The sequence below is a fragment of the Streptomyces sp. ID05-26A genome (genome assembly GCF_033794685.1).
GTDB lineage: Bacteria > Actinomycetota > Actinomycetes > Mycobacteriales > Pseudonocardiaceae > Lentzea.
This window is the reverse complement of sequence record NZ_JARAYZ010000002.1, coordinates 1,337,112-1,351,674: the sequence shown is the minus strand read 5'-3', so window position 1 is coordinate 1,351,674 and position 14,563 is coordinate 1,337,112. Positions and strand designations below refer to the sequence as shown.

At 71.8% G+C, this 14,563-nt stretch carries 16 protein-coding genes; 10 read left to right on the top strand and 6 right to left on the bottom strand.

All coding sequences use genetic code 11. The features are described from left to right. Positions 1 to 51: 51 nt before the first annotated feature. The 4 genes from PV646_RS21935 (at position 52) to PV646_RS21920 (ending at position 3,607) form a co-directional block, all read left to right on the top strand. Complete coding sequence (locus tag PV646_RS21935; protein WP_500344034.1) at positions 52 to 1,203, top strand: sensor histidine kinase; 1,152 nt, start codon at positions 52 to 54, stop codon at positions 1,201 to 1,203. Beyond that, entirely contained in the window at positions 1,200 to 2,252 is a 1,053-nt protein-coding gene (locus PV646_RS21930; RefSeq protein ID WP_500344033.1) for a hypothetical protein, read from the top strand. Before PV646_RS21935 ends, PV646_RS21930 begins: the two co-directional genes overlap by 4 nt. Beyond that, the gene (locus PV646_RS21925; RefSeq protein WP_500344032.1) at positions 2,237 to 2,881 is read left to right on the top strand and encodes a response regulator; all 645 of its coding nucleotides are present in this window, start codon (positions 2,237 to 2,239) and stop codon (positions 2,879 to 2,881) included. The genes PV646_RS21930 and PV646_RS21925 overlap by 16 nt, the downstream gene beginning before the upstream one ends. Before the next feature lie 93 nt (positions 2,882 to 2,974). Continuing rightward, positions 2,975 to 3,607: a hypothetical protein gene (locus PV646_RS21920; protein ID WP_500344031.1), complete on the top strand. Its 633-nt coding sequence runs from the start codon at positions 2,975 to 2,977 to the stop codon at positions 3,605 to 3,607. Between the two features lie 42 nt (positions 3,608 to 3,649). On the opposite strand, the gene PV646_RS21915 is transcribed toward PV646_RS21920, so the two are convergent. Together PV646_RS21915 and PV646_RS21910 are read right to left on the bottom strand one after the other, a co-directional pair. Next, a complete protein-coding gene (locus PV646_RS21915) occupies positions 3,650 to 4,309 on the bottom strand; it encodes a response regulator (protein ID WP_500344030.1) in 660 nt (219 codons plus the stop codon). After that, positions 4,306 to 5,439 (bottom strand): sensor histidine kinase, encoded by a 1,134-nt coding sequence (locus tag PV646_RS21910; protein ID WP_500344029.1) that lies wholly within the window; start codon positions 5,437 to 5,439, stop codon positions 4,306 to 4,308. Before PV646_RS21910 ends, PV646_RS21915 begins: the two co-directional genes overlap by 4 nt. A 135-nt stretch (positions 5,440 to 5,574) precedes the next feature. Here PV646_RS21910 and PV646_RS21905 point away from each other — a divergent pair, with 135 nt between their 5' ends. From PV646_RS21905 to PV646_RS21880, 6 genes are all read left to right on the top strand, one after another. Beyond that, positions 5,575 to 6,909, top strand: a complete 1,335-nt coding sequence (locus PV646_RS21905) for a DUF8832 domain-containing protein (protein ID WP_500344028.1) — start codon at positions 5,575 to 5,577, stop codon at positions 6,907 to 6,909. After that, positions 6,906 to 7,292 carry a FixH family protein gene (locus PV646_RS21900; RefSeq protein WP_500344027.1) on the top strand — a complete coding sequence of 129 codons (387 nt, stop codon included), beginning with the start codon at positions 6,906 to 6,908 and terminating at the stop codon, positions 7,290 to 7,292. Before PV646_RS21905 ends, PV646_RS21900 begins: the two co-directional genes overlap by 4 nt. A 13-nt stretch (positions 7,293 to 7,305) precedes the next feature. Next, the gene (locus PV646_RS21895) at positions 7,306 to 8,412 is read left to right on the top strand and encodes a hypothetical protein (protein WP_500344026.1); all 1,107 of its coding nucleotides are present in this window, start codon (positions 7,306 to 7,308) and stop codon (positions 8,410 to 8,412) included. Continuing rightward, positions 8,405 to 8,923 (top strand): hypothetical protein, encoded by a 519-nt coding sequence (locus PV646_RS21890; protein WP_500344025.1) that lies wholly within the window; start codon positions 8,405 to 8,407, stop codon positions 8,921 to 8,923. The genes PV646_RS21895 and PV646_RS21890 overlap by 8 nt, the downstream gene beginning before the upstream one ends. A 103-nt stretch (positions 8,924 to 9,026) precedes the next feature. After that, positions 9,027 to 9,992 carry a hypothetical protein gene (locus PV646_RS21885; RefSeq protein ID WP_500344024.1) on the top strand — a complete coding sequence of 322 codons (966 nt, stop codon included), beginning with the start codon at positions 9,027 to 9,029 and terminating at the stop codon, positions 9,990 to 9,992. Positions 9,993 to 10,001: 9 nt separating this feature from the next. Next, positions 10,002 to 10,355 carry a sunset domain-containing protein gene (locus PV646_RS21880; protein WP_500344023.1) on the top strand — a complete coding sequence of 118 codons (354 nt, stop codon included), beginning with the start codon at positions 10,002 to 10,004 and terminating at the stop codon, positions 10,353 to 10,355. Here PV646_RS21880 and PV646_RS21875 read toward each other — a convergent pair. The 4 genes from PV646_RS21875 to PV646_RS21860 are packed head-to-tail and all read right to left on the bottom strand — an operon-like array spanning position 10,345 to position 14,421. Then, the gene (locus tag PV646_RS21875) at positions 10,345 to 11,790 is read right to left on the bottom strand and encodes a beta-N-acetylhexosaminidase (protein ID WP_500344022.1); all 1,446 of its coding nucleotides are present in this window, start codon (positions 11,788 to 11,790) and stop codon (positions 10,345 to 10,347) included. The two genes, PV646_RS21880 and PV646_RS21875, sit on opposite strands and share 11 nt — an antisense overlap. After that, positions 11,787 to 12,578, bottom strand: a complete 792-nt coding sequence (locus PV646_RS21870) for a Gfo/Idh/MocA family protein (RefSeq protein ID WP_500344021.1) — start codon at positions 12,576 to 12,578, stop codon at positions 11,787 to 11,789. The genes PV646_RS21875 and PV646_RS21870 overlap by 4 nt, the downstream gene beginning before the upstream one ends. Then, positions 12,578 to 13,516, bottom strand: coding sequence for a Gfo/Idh/MocA family protein (locus tag PV646_RS21865; protein WP_500344020.1), 939 nt, complete (start codon positions 13,514 to 13,516; stop codon positions 12,578 to 12,580). The genes PV646_RS21870 and PV646_RS21865 overlap by 1 nt, the downstream gene beginning before the upstream one ends. Further along, positions 13,504 to 14,421, bottom strand: a complete 918-nt coding sequence (locus PV646_RS21860; RefSeq protein WP_500344019.1) for a Gfo/Idh/MocA family protein — start codon at positions 14,419 to 14,421, stop codon at positions 13,504 to 13,506. The genes PV646_RS21865 and PV646_RS21860 overlap by 13 nt, the downstream gene beginning before the upstream one ends. Positions 14,422 to 14,563 lie beyond the last annotated feature (142 nt).

The window sequence follows — 14,563 nt, the reverse complement described above, 5'->3', positions numbered from 1 at the left end:
ATACGCGGACGATATGCCCCGGTTGGGCGGCCGGCGGGTGCCTGACGCAGAATGCCTGACGTGCTGGAGGCGAGGCTGCTTGCGACGGTGTCCCGCCTCGCGGGTCCCGTTCGCGGCGCCGGTGTCGTCCTGATCAGCCTCTTCGGCGCCTTCTCGCTCAACTCGCCGCTGGGCTGGTCGTTGTGCGCGGCGGTCGCGGTGAGCTCGGTCGCCGACTTCCGGTTCCCCCGCGTGGCGCTGCCCGTGGCGTTCCTCCGGGTCGTGCTGCTGTCGGTGCTGCTCGGTGCGGACGCCGACCAGTGGGTGCTCACGGTGCTCACGACGACGCTGATCACCTGGCAGTGGCAGTGGTCGTGGAAGATCAGCGTGCCCGCGACGGCCGCGCTGCTCGCGGTGCAGGTGGTGACGACCGGCCCCGGTGTGCTCGTGCGGGCGGTGCTGGAGTCGGTGCTCGCACGGCTGGCGTACGAGTTGCTGCGCAGGTCCAGCCGCCGCGTCGACCTGCTCAGGGAACGGGCCGCCTCGCAGAACCGGGCCGCGGCCGTCGCCCTCGACCAGGTCAGGCGGGAACGGGACTACCTCGCGCTGCTGCACGACACGGCGGCGTCGACGTTTCTGATGGCCGCGCACGGCGGTGACCCGTCGGAGGTGGCGGCGCAGGCGCGCCGGGACCTGGTCGTGCTCGCCGAACAGGGCGACGCGCAGGGGACCGTCGACCTCGGGGCCGCGCTCACGGCTGTGGCGAGGGACAGTTCCCTGGACGTGCGGGTGGTGGCCGAGGTCGTGCCGGTGCCGGCCGGGGTGGCGCTGCAGTTCGTGCGGGCCGTGCGGGAGTTGCTGACCAACGTCGAGCGGCACGCGGGCACGGGAGTGGCCGACCTGGCGGTGACGCGGGAGCGGGGCGCGGTGGTCGTCGTCGAGGACGCCGGTCGGGGGTTCGTGCCCGCCGAGGTGCCCGAGCACCGGCGTGGGCTGCGGGGATCGGTGGTCGAGCGGCTCGAGGCGGTCGGGGGTGCCGTGGTGGTCGAGTCTGGGGCGGCGGGGACCACCGTGCGGCTGGAGTGGGTCGCCGGGGATCGGGTCGCGGCCGAGGTGACCGCCGCGGCCGGCAGGTCCGGGGCCGCGGCAGCGGACGGGACCGCGGCGGCCGGCCTGACCACCACAGTCGGCGAGTCCCCGCCAGCTACGCCGGACCGCCCATGACCGACCACGCCGTCTCCGCCATCACCCGGCAGGTCCTGCTGGTCGTCGTCTTCGCCGTCCAACTCGTCCTCACCCTGCCCTCCCTCGTCGGGTACGCGCACGGCCCGGCGGCCTGGGTCGCCTACGGGCTGCTCACCGCCGCGCTGGGGATCGTGGCCGGACATGTCGCAGCGGCCACGCCGACACCGGCCTACCTCGCCGTCGCACCCCTCACGGCGTCGGTGCTGGCGACCACCGCACTGCCCACCGGAACCTCGTTCGCACCGGCGGACTGGGCGTTCGGGCTGGTCGGCTGGTACCTGCTGCTGGTGCTGGTTGAACGGCCGGCGGCGCTGGTGGCGGCGCTGAGCGCGCACATCTGCCTGAGCATCGTGTGGTTCGCGCACGACGGGAGCGGCGACGTCGGCACGGCCGGGGTCGTGATCCTCAGCGGCACGAGTTTCCAGCTCGGCGTCCTGGTGATCACGCGCGTTCTGCACCGCGACGCGCGCCTCGCCGCCGAGGCCGCGGCCGAGCACGACGCCGCGCGCACCAGGGAAGAGCTGGCCCGCCGGCGGGAGCAGGACCTGCGGGCCGGGTTCGAGGGCCAGCTCGGAGCGTTGCTGCCGCTGCTCGCGGACCTGGCCGACGAACGGACCACCGTGGCCGACCAGACGACCAGGCTGCGGTGCTCGGTGGCGGCCGTGCAGCTGCGACGGTTGTTCGCGGAGAACGACGACGTGCCCGACCCGTTGCTGCACGAACTGACCGCGTGTGTGGACGTCGCCGAACGGCGCGGTGTCGTCGTCTCGCTCGCCGTGAGCGGCACGGCCACACCGGTTCCGACGGAGGTGCGTCGGGAGCTGGTCGCCCCGATGGCCCAGGCGCTCGCCGTCGCGAACGGACGTGCGAAGGTGAGTCTGCTGCGCACCGCGACCGAGGTGCGCGTGGCGGTCGTGGCCGACGCGGCGGAGACGCTCCCGGCGCCGGGCAGACCGGTGATGACCACGGTCGAGACGAGTGTCCACAGCGGACTGGTGAGGAGCGAGGCGAGATGGCGGACGACGTGACGGCGGTCGTGGTCGACGACCATCCCGTCGTGCGGGCGGGGGTCGCGCACTGGCTGTCCACGGCGGACGTCGAGCTCGTGGCGAGCGGTGAGGACCCCGGGGTCGCGTGGACCGGTCCGGGCGCGCAGGCCCAGGTCGTCGTGCTCGACCTGCACCTCGGCGGCGTCGCGCCCGCCACGTCCGAGCTGCGCAAGCTCGTCGAGGACGGACGCAGGGTCGTCGTCTACTCGATGCGCGCGGACGACGAGATCGTCCTGCAGTGCCTGGAGATCGGCGCGCTGAGCTATCTGACGAAGGCCGAGGGCGCCGACCACCTCGTGCAGGCCGTGAAGGCGGCGGCGCAGGGGCAGTCGTACACACCACCGGCCCTCGCGGGCGCGCTGGCGGGCGACCGGTCGGAGACGAGGCCCGCGCTGTCCCCGCGCGAGACCGAGGTCCTGGTCGAGTGGTTCCAGTCCGAGTCGAAGGAGTTCGTGGCGCAACGCCTGAACATCACGCTCAGCACGGTGAACTCCCACCTGGAGCGGATCAGGGTCAAGTACGCGGCGATCGGCAGGCAGGCCCCCACGAAGGCCGCGCTCGTCGCGCGGGCGATCCAGGACGGGCTGATCGGCCTCGACGACCTCTGACGGCCGCGTGTGGTGTGAACGACCGATACCGCCGTTCCGGCATCCGGCCTAACGTCCTGGGCAACCAGGTTCCGCAGTCCGAGGAGTCCCGCAGTGACGCACGCCCGTGGCCCCCTGTTCATCGCCTCCGTCGCGGCGGCGGGCCTGCTGCTGACTGCCTGCGGCTCCGAGACCACCGGCACGGCGACCCCCGCCACCGACACGACGACGACCACCACCGCCACGAGCACCGAGAAGACCAGCGCGTCCAAGGAGAAGCCGGCCGTCCCCGCCGGCGGGGACGTCACGGCCCCGGGCTCGAAGCTCAAGGTCGGCGCCCGCGCGGTCATTCCCGTGGTCACCGGTGACAAGACCGGCACCATCGCGATCACCGTCACGGCCATCGAGGCGGGCGCGAAGGAGGACCTGGCGAAGTTCGGCGAGAAGGCCAAGAACATCACGCCGTTCTACCTGCGGGCCAAGGTCGAGAACCTGAGCGGCACCGACCTGAGCTTCACCTCGATCGGCCTGCGCGGCCTCGGCGAGGACGGCAAGGGCACCGGCGTGATCATCAGCGGCGACACCCCGAAGTGCGACTCCACCAGCGCGCCGAGGACGTTCAAGGCGTCCGGCGAGACCTACGAGACGTGCGTGCTGAGTGCGGCCCAGGACGGCCTGAAGGTCGCGGCGGCCGAGTACAACCGCGGCGACGACTACGTGAAGTCGCCAGTGGTCTGGCAAAGCTGAGCCACAACGCTGGTCCGCGGGGTCACGAGGGGTCTTCGCGGATCAGCGCCGGGTCTGCACCAACCCGTTCACGTGCGCGTACGCCACGGCGTGCACCCGGTCCCGCAGCCCCAGCTTGGACAGCACCCGCGAGACGTGCGTCTTCACCGTCTCGTCCCCGACGTGCAGTCGCGCGGCGATCTCGGCGTTGCTGTAGGCCGCCGCCACGAGTTGCAGCACCTCCCGTTCGCGCGCGGTCAGCAAAGCGAGCTCCGGCGGCGTCGGGGGAGGCGCGAGGCTGACGGCGAACCGCGCGATCAGCCGTTGCGTGACCGACGGGTCTATCAACGCGTCCCCGCGCGCCGCCACCCGGACCGCCGAGATCAGCTCCTCGGGCGGCAGTGACTTCAGCAGGAACCCGCTGGCCCCGGCCTTCAACGCGCGGTAGACGTACTCGTCGGTGTCGTAGGTCGTGAGCAGCAGGACCTTCGTGCGGTTCGCGGGGTCGGCCAGGATCATCTCCGTGGCGCCGAGCCCGTCGAGCTTGGGCATGCGGATGTCGAGCACCGCCACGTCCGGGCGCAGCCGCGCGACCTCGGCCACGGCGGCCCTGCCGTCCGCGACCTCCGCGACGCAGCTCAGGTCCTCCTGCGTGTCGAAGATCGCGCGCATGCCGGAGCGCAGCATCGCGTGGTCGTCGGCCAGCAGCACCGTCAACGTCATGACGCCTCCAGGGGGAACGTGACGACGGTGCGCCAGGTCCGGCCGTCCGGTTCGAGCCCGGACCGGGTGGTGCCCGCGAACATGCCGGCGCGGTTGCGGATGCCGACGAGTCCCCGCCGCACCGAGCCGGAGTCGTCGCCGGGACCCGTGACGTTGCACGCGGCGACGGTCAGCGAGTCCGGCCCGTACTCCAGGGTCACCGTCACGCCGGACGCGTCGCCGTGCCGCAGGGCGTTGGTCAACATCTCCTGGATGATCCGGTAGACCGTGATGTCCAACGACTCCGGCACGTCCCGCCGCGGCCCGCACACCTCGAGCCGGGCCGGTCTGCCCGCCGCGCGCACGCCGTCGAGCAGCTCGTCGAGGTTGTCGAGCCCCGGTTGCCGGGCGCCCTCGGAGTTGTCGCCGTGCAACAGGTCCAGCAGGTGCCGCAGGTCGACCATGGCCGCGCGGCTGGACGTCTCGACCGCGCGCAACGACTTCGTGAGCTTCGGATTGCCGTCCGGCAGGCCGAGTCGTGCGGCTCCGGCGTGCAGGTTGATCGCGCTGACGTGGTGGATGATCACGTCGTGCAGGTCGCGGGCTATCGCGCCGCGTTCCTCGGTGACCGCCTTGGTGACGGCCGCCTTCGCGTCCTTCTCCGCCATCGCCGACTGCTTCTCCAGTTCGGCCAGGTACGCGCGCCGCGCCGTCGTGTAGCGGCCGACGAGCCACGGCAGCAGCGCGCCCTTGGCCGCCACCAGCACCGCGGTCAGCAGGGTGTGGCCGTTGAGGATCATGCACGCCATCAGGCTGGCCGAGAGCATCCCGAGCGCCGTGTACGCGGGCCCGCCGCGCAGCCACGCTCCCGCCCGGTAGCCCGCGATCAGCAGACCGGCGTCGTTGGCGTCCACCCCGTTGCGCATCGAGATCAGGATGATCACCGGCACGGCCGCCTGCGCCGCCGCGACCCACAGGGACAACCGGGCGGGGCCGGCGAGCATCGCGTCCACGGCCAGCGTCAGCACGAGCACGATCACGGTCTGCGCCAACGGTTCGCGGTCGAGCAGCACGAATCCGCCGTCCACGACCATGCACACGGCCGCGACCAGCCACGACTGGTGCTTGAGGGGCAGCTTGATCAGATCCATCGGACGCAATCCTGCCGCATGGCGTCCCTGAGATCCTCCCGCTGCGCAGGGGTCGGAGATCCCCCGCGCGGGGGATGCGGTTTCCGTCTCCGCAGTGACGCGGCGGGCCCGGCATGATCGCTACGTTCGGTCGCGATGAAACGACGTGGTGTGACCTTGCTGCTCGTGCTGGGGGCGATCCTGGGGATCGCGGCCCCGGCGCTGGCCGACGGTGCCCAGTCCGGCGCCGACATCCACGTCGCGCAGAGCCTCGGCGGACGCGACCTCACGGTGATCATCCGGCGGGTCGCGGAGGTGCCGGGGCCGGTGCACGTCGACGTGGTGACGCACGCCGGGACGCCTGCCGGTGAGCTGTCGCTGACCCTGCGCGCGGCGGGTGCGGCGAGCAGCACGACCAAGGTGGTTCTCGGTGCCACGCCCGGGTTCTACCCCGGACAACTGCACGTCGACCGGCCCGGACCGTGGGAGCTCGCGGTCGACGAGGCGACCATTCCGTTCGTCGTGCCCGCACTCGTGCCGTCGCCGTGGGAGAACGCGACCTACGGCGGGTTCATCGCGGCCGGCGTGCTGTTGCTGGCGGCGTTGGTGCTGGCGGTGTTCGGCAAGGTCGGGCTCGCGCTGGTGCCCACGGCGGGCATGGTCGCGGCGATCGCGGCCGGCGTGACGGCGGCGTTGCTGTCGCCGAGCATTCCGCCCGTCGCGGCACCGGGCACGCAGCTGGATCCCACGTACGACAACGTGATGAACCCCTACGAGCGAACGTCCATCATGGACTTCTCGCGGCCGCCGGTGAACCTGGTGCCGCGCATGGAGGACAGGGACCTCGTGCTCAACCTCACCGACGGCTCGTCGGGACGGCCGGTGGACGACCTGCTGGTGCACGACAGCGCGTTCGTCCACCTCGTCGTGGTGTCGCCGTCCGGGCACCTGCGCCACCTGCACCCGGTCCGCACGGCGCCCGGCGAGTTCCGGGCCCGGCTGACCGATCCCGAACAGGGCACCCACGCCGTCGCCGCCGAGATCGCCCGGCGCGGCGGGGGAGTGCAGCTGCTGCGGTCGAGCGTCGAGGTCTCCGGTGCGGCACAGGCGGTGCGGCACGACGGGAAGGCCGAGACGGTGGTGGAGATCCGCGAGGCGGGCAGGCCGAGCACGATCACCGCGAAGTTCGGCGAGCGCGACCTGCAGCCGTGGCTGGGGATGCTCGGGCACATGATCGTCGTCGGCCCGATGACCGGCACGGCGGTCGACGCACCGATCTGGGCGCACGTGCACTCGATGATCCCGCCGGTCCCGGGCATGCCCGACAAGCCGGACGAGAGCGTCGCCGCGTACGGGCCGGACGTGCCGTTCACCTACTCGTTCCCGTTGCCGGGCAGGTACCTCGTGTGGATCCAGGTCGAGCGCGACTACTCGATCGTCACCGTGCCCCAGATCGTCGACGTGCCGGCCGGGAAGGTGGTCTCGAAGTGAAGCGGTCGTCGATCGCCGTCGTGGGCGGGGTGATCGCGCTGGTGGCGGCACTCGTGGTGCTGTGGCCGCGCGGCGTCGAGGCCAGGCCGCACCTCGCGGAAAGCGCGCAACTCCGGTTCGAGCTCACGCCCACCAGCACCAAGACCGGAAGCAACGTGTTCGACCTGCGGATCACCGACCGCTCCGGCAACGCCGCGGACGGCGACGTCACGGTCGAACCGGCGATGCCGCAGATGGGCCACGCGCTCGCCCCGATCACCGCGGCACCGCAGGCCCCCGGCCGGTACCAGGTCGCGGGCGTCGACCTGTTCATGGCCGGCCAATGGGAAATCACCGTGTCACTGCGCAGCGAGCGGGTCGTCATCCCGCTGCTGCTCACTTAGAGGAGGGGGAGGAATGACCGCACACATCACGGCGACGGCGGCGTCGTCGCCGGTGACGAGGACGGTCCCGAGGGGGTTGATCCCGGCGAGCGTCGTGCTCGGCGGCACCCTGATCTCGCTGATCGGCCTGACCTGGGACATCCAGTGGCACTCCGACGTCGGGCCCGACACGTTCTTCACGCTGCCGCACCTGTTCCTGTACGCGGGCAGTGCGATCTCGGGCCTCGCGAGCCTCGCCGTCGTGCTGCTGACGACGGCGAACTCCAAGCGCGACAAGGAGGTCGACCCGGTCGTCGGCGGCCGCGCGGTCGGCGTCTTCGGCCGCACGTTCGCCGCACCCGTCGGGTACCTGGTCTCCGGCATCGGCGCGGCGCTGTTCCTGGTCTACGGGCTCTGGGACCAGTGGTGGCACGGCCTGTACGGCTTCGACGCCGTGATCGACTCGCCGCCGCACATCGGGCTGCTGCTGTCGATCTCCATCACGATGGTCGGCGCGGTCATGATCTTCGCGGTCGCGCGGGACCAGAACTGGGGCACCTACGGCGTCGCCGGGGCCGCGGCCACGTTGCTCGCGTTCAGCATGGTGACCGTGCTCGGCCTGCGCGCGTTGCCCGGCGGGCCCGTCAACACCGTCAACGCCGGCAGCGCGTTCTTCTCGGTCATGATCCTGTTCATGGGCGCGTACGTGCTCAAGCGGCGTGGCGGCGCGTTGGCCGTCGGTGTAGTCGTCGCGGCACTGCAGGCGCTGTTCTGGTGGTTCTCGCCGTGGGCCACCGAGGTCTACGCGGACGCCACCGGCCTGCCGTTGCGCGACTACGCCGACGGCATCCCCGGCCTGCCCAACATGATCCCGATGAGCCTCGTCCTCGTCGCGGTCACCGTCGAGTTGCTGCACAAGCTGCCCGCGTGGCTGGTCGGCGCGGTCGGCGGCGTGATCATCACGGGCTGCGCGCCGTTGCAGCGGATGTTCGTCTACGGCGGCAACTTCCCCGCCCTCGACCGCTACCTCGCCACCGTCGTCGCGGGCGCGGTGCTCGGCGCGCTCGCCGGGATGCTCGGCCGGCGGTTCGGCCACATGCTCCGCCACCTCGCACCGGCGAAGGAGAACAGCCATGCGTAAGACCTTGCTGGGACTCGCGGGCACGGTGGCGCTGCTGCTCGGCCTGACCGCTCCGGCTCTCGCGTTCGAGCCGGTGAACGTCGTGCACACCGAGAAGGTGCAGGCCGGACCGTACGACCTCACCATCGGCTTCAGCACGTGGCCGGTGAAGGCCATGCAGTCGCTGGACTTCACCTTCGCGCCCGAGGACGGCATCACGGGCAAGACGGGCACGCTCACGATGTTCTACAACGGCGCGGAGGACGACGACGGCCCGCTCGCCCGCCACCCCCGCAAGCGGGAGGTCTGGGGTCTCGACATCCACGCCATGCCCGCGCCGGGGACGTGGACCCTGCGGTTCGACATCGACGGACCGGCGGGTGCGGGGACCGGTGAGCTGAAGAGCCTCCAGGTCATGGAGCAGCCGGGACCGCCGATGGGGCTCTCCTGGGCGATCAGCACCATCCCGTTGTTCGGCCTGATCGCGTTGATCGTGATCGCCTGGCGGAGGACGCGCGCCACGGTCGACTAGCAGACGCGGTCCGAGCTTCACCCGGCCACCTGACCGGGTGAAGTTCGGTCCGAAAGACTGGACCAGCTGGATTTTCGGTCGCGAGGTCCGATAACCCTGCGCCGTGCGATTGCCTCACGCGGTTTGGATCGGCGGGCTCTTGGTGCCCGCGTTGCTCGCCGCCACCGGCGTGTTCGTCTACGGCGGTGGCATCGAACGGGCGTTGGACTCCGACGTCCGCACAGCGCTGGGCAAGGCCGGTTACCACGGCGTTGTCGCGGTGCAGGGCCGCTCGGTGGTGGTCAGCGAGGTCGCGCCGCGGTCGGTCGACGCGGTGCGCGCCGTGGTGTCCGACGTCTCCGGCGTCGGCGTCACCGAGGTGCGCGCGGCCGAGCCCGAGCAACTGCTCGTGGCGGTGCGCGGCGGTGAGATCCTGGTGTCCGGCGCGGTCGCCGACGACGCGGAACGCCGTGCGCTGCTCGAAGCCGTGCAGTCCGACGGCCACCGCGTCACGGCCGCGCTCCGGCTCGGCGGCCTGCTGCCGATCCCGCCGGTCGTGATCGGCCGCGTGCTCGACGCCGCGTTGTCCGCCAAGGTGTCCGACGTGACCACGACGGTCCACAACGGACAGGTCGTGGTCGCCGCCCGAGTGCCCGACGAAGCCCGTGCGACCGCGGTCCGCGACGCCGTCAAGGAGGCGGCGAACGGCCTGCAGGTCACCGACCGCATCGAGATCGGCCCGTCCGCGGCGGTCGGCGACCTGAACGTCGAGGCGCTGCACGACTCGATCTCCCGCCTGGTCAACGGCAACGGCGCGATCCGGTTCGTGCAGGGCACCACGGCGTACGAAGGCCACGGCCCGGTGCTCATCCAACGCGTGGGCCGCATGCTGCTCGTCGCGCCGCGCGCCTCGATCACGTTGGTGGCGCACGGCACGGACCAGGCGATGGCGACGACGCGCGGCCAGATGGTCCGCGACGAACTCGTCGGCCAGGGCGTGTCGCCCGCGTTGATCGCCATCGAGACCCGTCCCGCCCCCGGCGGCGAGTACGACCCGGCCACCCGCCAGGTCGACGTCGTCGTCCGTTAGGAGTTCGCTGTGCTCTGGTTGTTCTCGCAGATGTTCCTGCTGTGCCTGGTGTCCTTCGGTGTCGGGTCGCTCGTGACGTGGCTGTCGGTGCGCGGTCGCCTGCAGCCCGAACGCCCGAAGACGCGCCTCGCCCTGCCCGCGCCCCGCCCGGCGGCGGAGCAGGTGGTGATCGCCGAGCAGCCGGTCGCGCCGAAGAAGCCGGAACCGTTGCCCGTCAAGGGGAACTCGAAGACGATGGTCTACCACACGCCCGACTCGCCGTACTACCGGCGGATGAAGGGCGACATGACGTTCCGGTCGGAGTCGGACGCGGTGTCGGCGGGCTACCGGATGTGGACGACCAAGGGCCGCGTCAAGGCGTGACGTCGAGCGGGCGGTGATGCGGCGCGACCTCCGCGAGCATCGAGCCGTGCGCGGTGAGCCGGGCGCGGAAGTCCGCCCAGTCGCGCTCGGCCGACCAGGCCGACTCGGCCAGCGCGCACAGCCGGGGGAACGCCAGGTACTCGGCGTGCTCGGGGGTCTTCACGAACTCGGTCCAGAGCTGGCCCTGCGTCCCCAGCACCCGCGCCGCGCACTCGGCGTCCCAGTCGGCCGGGAGCGGGTCGTTGCGGTAGACGTCCTCCAGGGACACCACGGCGGCGGGCTGGCCGGGTGGCTCGCCGTGAGCGCTCTGCGGGTAGTCGAGGTACGTGCTGCGGAACGGCGCCATGACGAGGTGGTGGCCGCGCTTGACGGCTTCGAGTCCGTGCCGGGGGTCTCGCCAGATCATCACGGCGGCCTGGCTCGGGAGGCCGTGCGGGTTCTCGCCGTCGTCCCAGCAGATCGGGTGGCGACCTCGGGAGACCAGGAACTCGCTGACGCGGCCGAGGAACCAGCCGTGCAGCGCGGAGGGGCCGGGCAGGTTCTCGGCGGCGATGCGGGTGGCCGCGAGCGGGCTGGTCTCCCACTCGCCGGCGGGGCATTCGTCGCCGCCGATGTGGATGTGCGGGGACGGGAACACCTCCAGCACCTCGGTGAGGACGTCGCGGAGGAACGAGAAGGTCTGCTCCTGCACGCCGAACAGCGCCTCGGACACGCCCCAGCCGGTCCACACGGGCAGCCTGCGCGACGGGAAGTTGCCCAGTTCGGGGTAGGCGGCCAGGGCGGCGCGGGCGTGGCCGGGCATCTCGACCTCGGGGACGACGGTGACGCCGCGGGCGGCCGCGTAGGACACGAGCGACCGCAGCTCCACCTTGGTGTAGGCGCCGCCGTGCGGGATGCCGTCGTAGGTGGTGCCGCCGGCCGGGCCGATCATGCTCTCGGCGCGCCACCCGCCCACGGAGGTCAGCGCGGGGTGGCGGTCGACCGGCATCCGCCAGCCCTGGTCGTCGGTGAGGTGCAGGTGCAGGACGTTGAGCTTGTACAGCGCGATCTGGTCCACGAGCCGCCGCAGGTGGGCGAGCGGCAGGAAGTGGCGGGCGACGTCGATCATGGCTCCGCGCCAGGCGAAGCGGGGTTCGTCACGCACCTCGACCAACGGCAGTTCGGAGCCGGACAGGAGCTGCCGCAACGACTGCACGGCGTGCCGCAGTCCCGCGACCGACCCGCGCAGCCGGACTCCGGACGCCGTCACGGACAACGAGTAGGCCTCGCCGTCGCCGCCGACCTCCAGGACGACGTCCCCGTCCGGGTGCAACGGGAGTCCGACGTAGGACTGCAGGAGCCGGGCGACCGGCAGAGCCTCCCCGGACGCGGCGATGGACGTCGGGCGGAAGACACCGGGGGAGCGGACCAGGTGGACGGGCTTGGGGATGATCATGCGATGGCCTTCGCGACGGCGTTGAGCAGGTGGACGGGGCGCAGCAGGTCCTCGTGGGAGATGGGCGGCTTGCCGGTGGCGGCCATGTCGAGGAACGCCTCCAGCCCCGGCACGAAGTAGTGCTCGTCGAGCGTCAGCTCCCGCCGGGCCGAGCCGGCGGAAGCGGTGAACGGTGCTTCGCCGAGCAGGAGGTCGATCTCGACCTCCGCCGAGCCGACCTCGGCCCGCACGGCGATGCGGTCGGCGAGCCGGGTGACGTCGACCGAACGAATCGGGCCCGGTGCGAGGCGCAGTGCCACGTCGACCGGGTGGATGCCGTAGAAGAAGATGCCGCCGTGCGGGCTGGCCGGGTCGACGGGACCTGACGCCGTGACGCGGCGTGCGGGGCCTTGTGCGGCAAGGGCTTCCGTGTCGGGGATCCAGCGCAACGCGGAGAACGACGTCAGCGGGGCGTTGTGGGCCACGGCCTCCGCGATGATCACCGAGGCGTCCTCGACCGTGCAGGCCAGCGGCTTGTCGATGAACACCGGCAGGCCTTCGCGCAGGAACGGCGAGGCGTGCGCGCGGTGCAGGTCGCCGTGCCGGTCGGCGACGACGACCGCGTCGACCAGCCCCAGCAGGTCTTCCGGCGCGTCGACGACGTGGTCGAGGGAACCCTTGGCCCGCAACGTGTCGTTGCGTTCGGAACGGCCACCGCTGACCGCAACGACGCGGTCAGGGCCAGTCCTGAGGTGGTCGATGATGTGGTCGACGTGGCTGTTCTCGGTGCCGATGATGCCGATGCGCACTACCGTTCTCCATTCAGCGCGACGGGTGTGCCGGTGCGGGCGGACTCGTAGACGGCCAGCACGACGGCGAGGGCGCGGCGTCCGTCCTCGGTGCCGACGAGAGGCGGCCGGCCGTCTCGCGCGGCAGCCAGGAAGTCGTGGTACTGGGCCAGATGTGCGTCCTCGACCGAGCCGTCGTCGCCGATCACGACGCTGCCGCGATCACCGTGCACCGCCACCCGCACCGGCAGTCCGGGATGGGCCGCCGTGGTCGCGGTGATCGTGCCGAGCGCACCGCTCGCGAACGTCACGACGGCCGCGACGGTGTCCTCGACCTCGATGCGCTCGTGGGCCAGGCAGGCACTCCGCGCGAGCACCTCCACGGGCTCGCCCATCAGCCACAGCAGCAGGTCGACGGCGTGGACGCCCTGGTTCATCAACGCTCCGCCGCCGTCGAGCGCCCACGTGCCGCGCCACGGCTTGGCGTCGTAGTACTCCTGGGGACGCCAGAGCGTCGACTCGGCGATGCCCGAGGTGATCCGGCCCAGCGCGCCCTGGCTGATCGCCCGGTGCGCGGCCGCGGGTTCGGCCTGGAACCGCCGCTGGCTGATCACCGCCACGGTCCGGCCGCTCGCCCGTTCCACCGCGATGATCCGGTCCGCCGCTTTCAGCGTCACGTCGATCGGCTTCTCCACGACCACGTGCTTGCCCGCCTGCAACGCGCGCACGGTGGTGTCCGCGTGCGCACCGCTGGGCAGGCACACGCTCACCGCGTCGACGTGCTCGAACGCGTCGTCCAGCGAGGTCATCGGCGTGCCGCCGAACTCGGCCGCGATCCGTTCTGCCCGTTCCAGGCTGCTGTCCACGACCACGGCCAGCTCGGCCGAGGCGTTGATCAACCGCGCGTGCACCTCGCCGATGGCGCCCGCTCCCACCAGCGCGAACCTCAGGCCGCCCATGCGCGCACCCCGCCTCGGTCCGCGCTGTCCTGAGCCAGCAACGCGATCCGGGTGGCGAGCAGGCTCGCCGCAGTCCCGACCTCGGGTTCCTCGCCGGCCACCAGCGCGTCGAGCACGGCCACGGCCGGGCGGCGGCGTTCCGGCAGCTCGACCGTCCACAGCGGACGTTCGTGCGTCTCGGCCTCCAGCTTTCCCCTCGCCCACAGCAGTTCCGCGGTGCCGGAGGTGCCGGTGAGGCGCATGCGGTAGTCGCCGTGCCAGGGCGCCGAGTCCGGTGTCAGCCAGCTGACCTCGATCGTCGCCGCCACCTCACCGGCCCGCAGCAGGAGCGAGCCGTGCCTCGGCCCGCCGACCGCGCTCACCGTGCCCTCGCGCGCCCCGGTCAGCCACAGCACGAGATCGATGTCGTGCACGGCCAGATCGCCGATCACGCCGCCGTACGTCGCCGGATCGAGAAACCACGACGGCCGCGACGCGCGGTTGAGCTTGTGCGGCGCCGAAGCCGCCACCTGCGACACCGTGCCTAGCGCACCGGAGCCGATGAGCTCACGGGCGGCCAGCGTCTCGGGGTAGCCGCGCTTTTCCAGCAGCAGCGAGACGGTTCGCCCGGACTCGCGAGCGGCCGTCTCGATCGCGTCCAGCTCGGAAAGGCTCGTGCACAGGGGTTTGTCGGCGATGACGTGCGCGCCCGCTCGCAGGGCGTCGACCACGGCCTGACCGCGTTCGGCGTAGATGCCCGCCACCACGACGACGTCAGGCCGTTGCGCGTCGAGCAGTGCGCGGTGATCGGAATCGCTGATGCCGACGAGTGCGACATCGGTGCGGAGAGGGAGTTCGTCGAGGACGTAGGCGACGTGCGGATGCGCTGCTCCGGCGACAGCGAGCCGGAGAACGGGATCGGGCATGCGTGCCATTGAAATGCGGGGCGGATAACCGAGTCAACGGTATGAATCCGGACTCGAAGGAATGAATCCTCACGCACCGCGAGGCCCTGGCCTGGGGGAATGAGCGCACGGTAGTCATTCTTCAGCTGTTCGTGTGACCTGC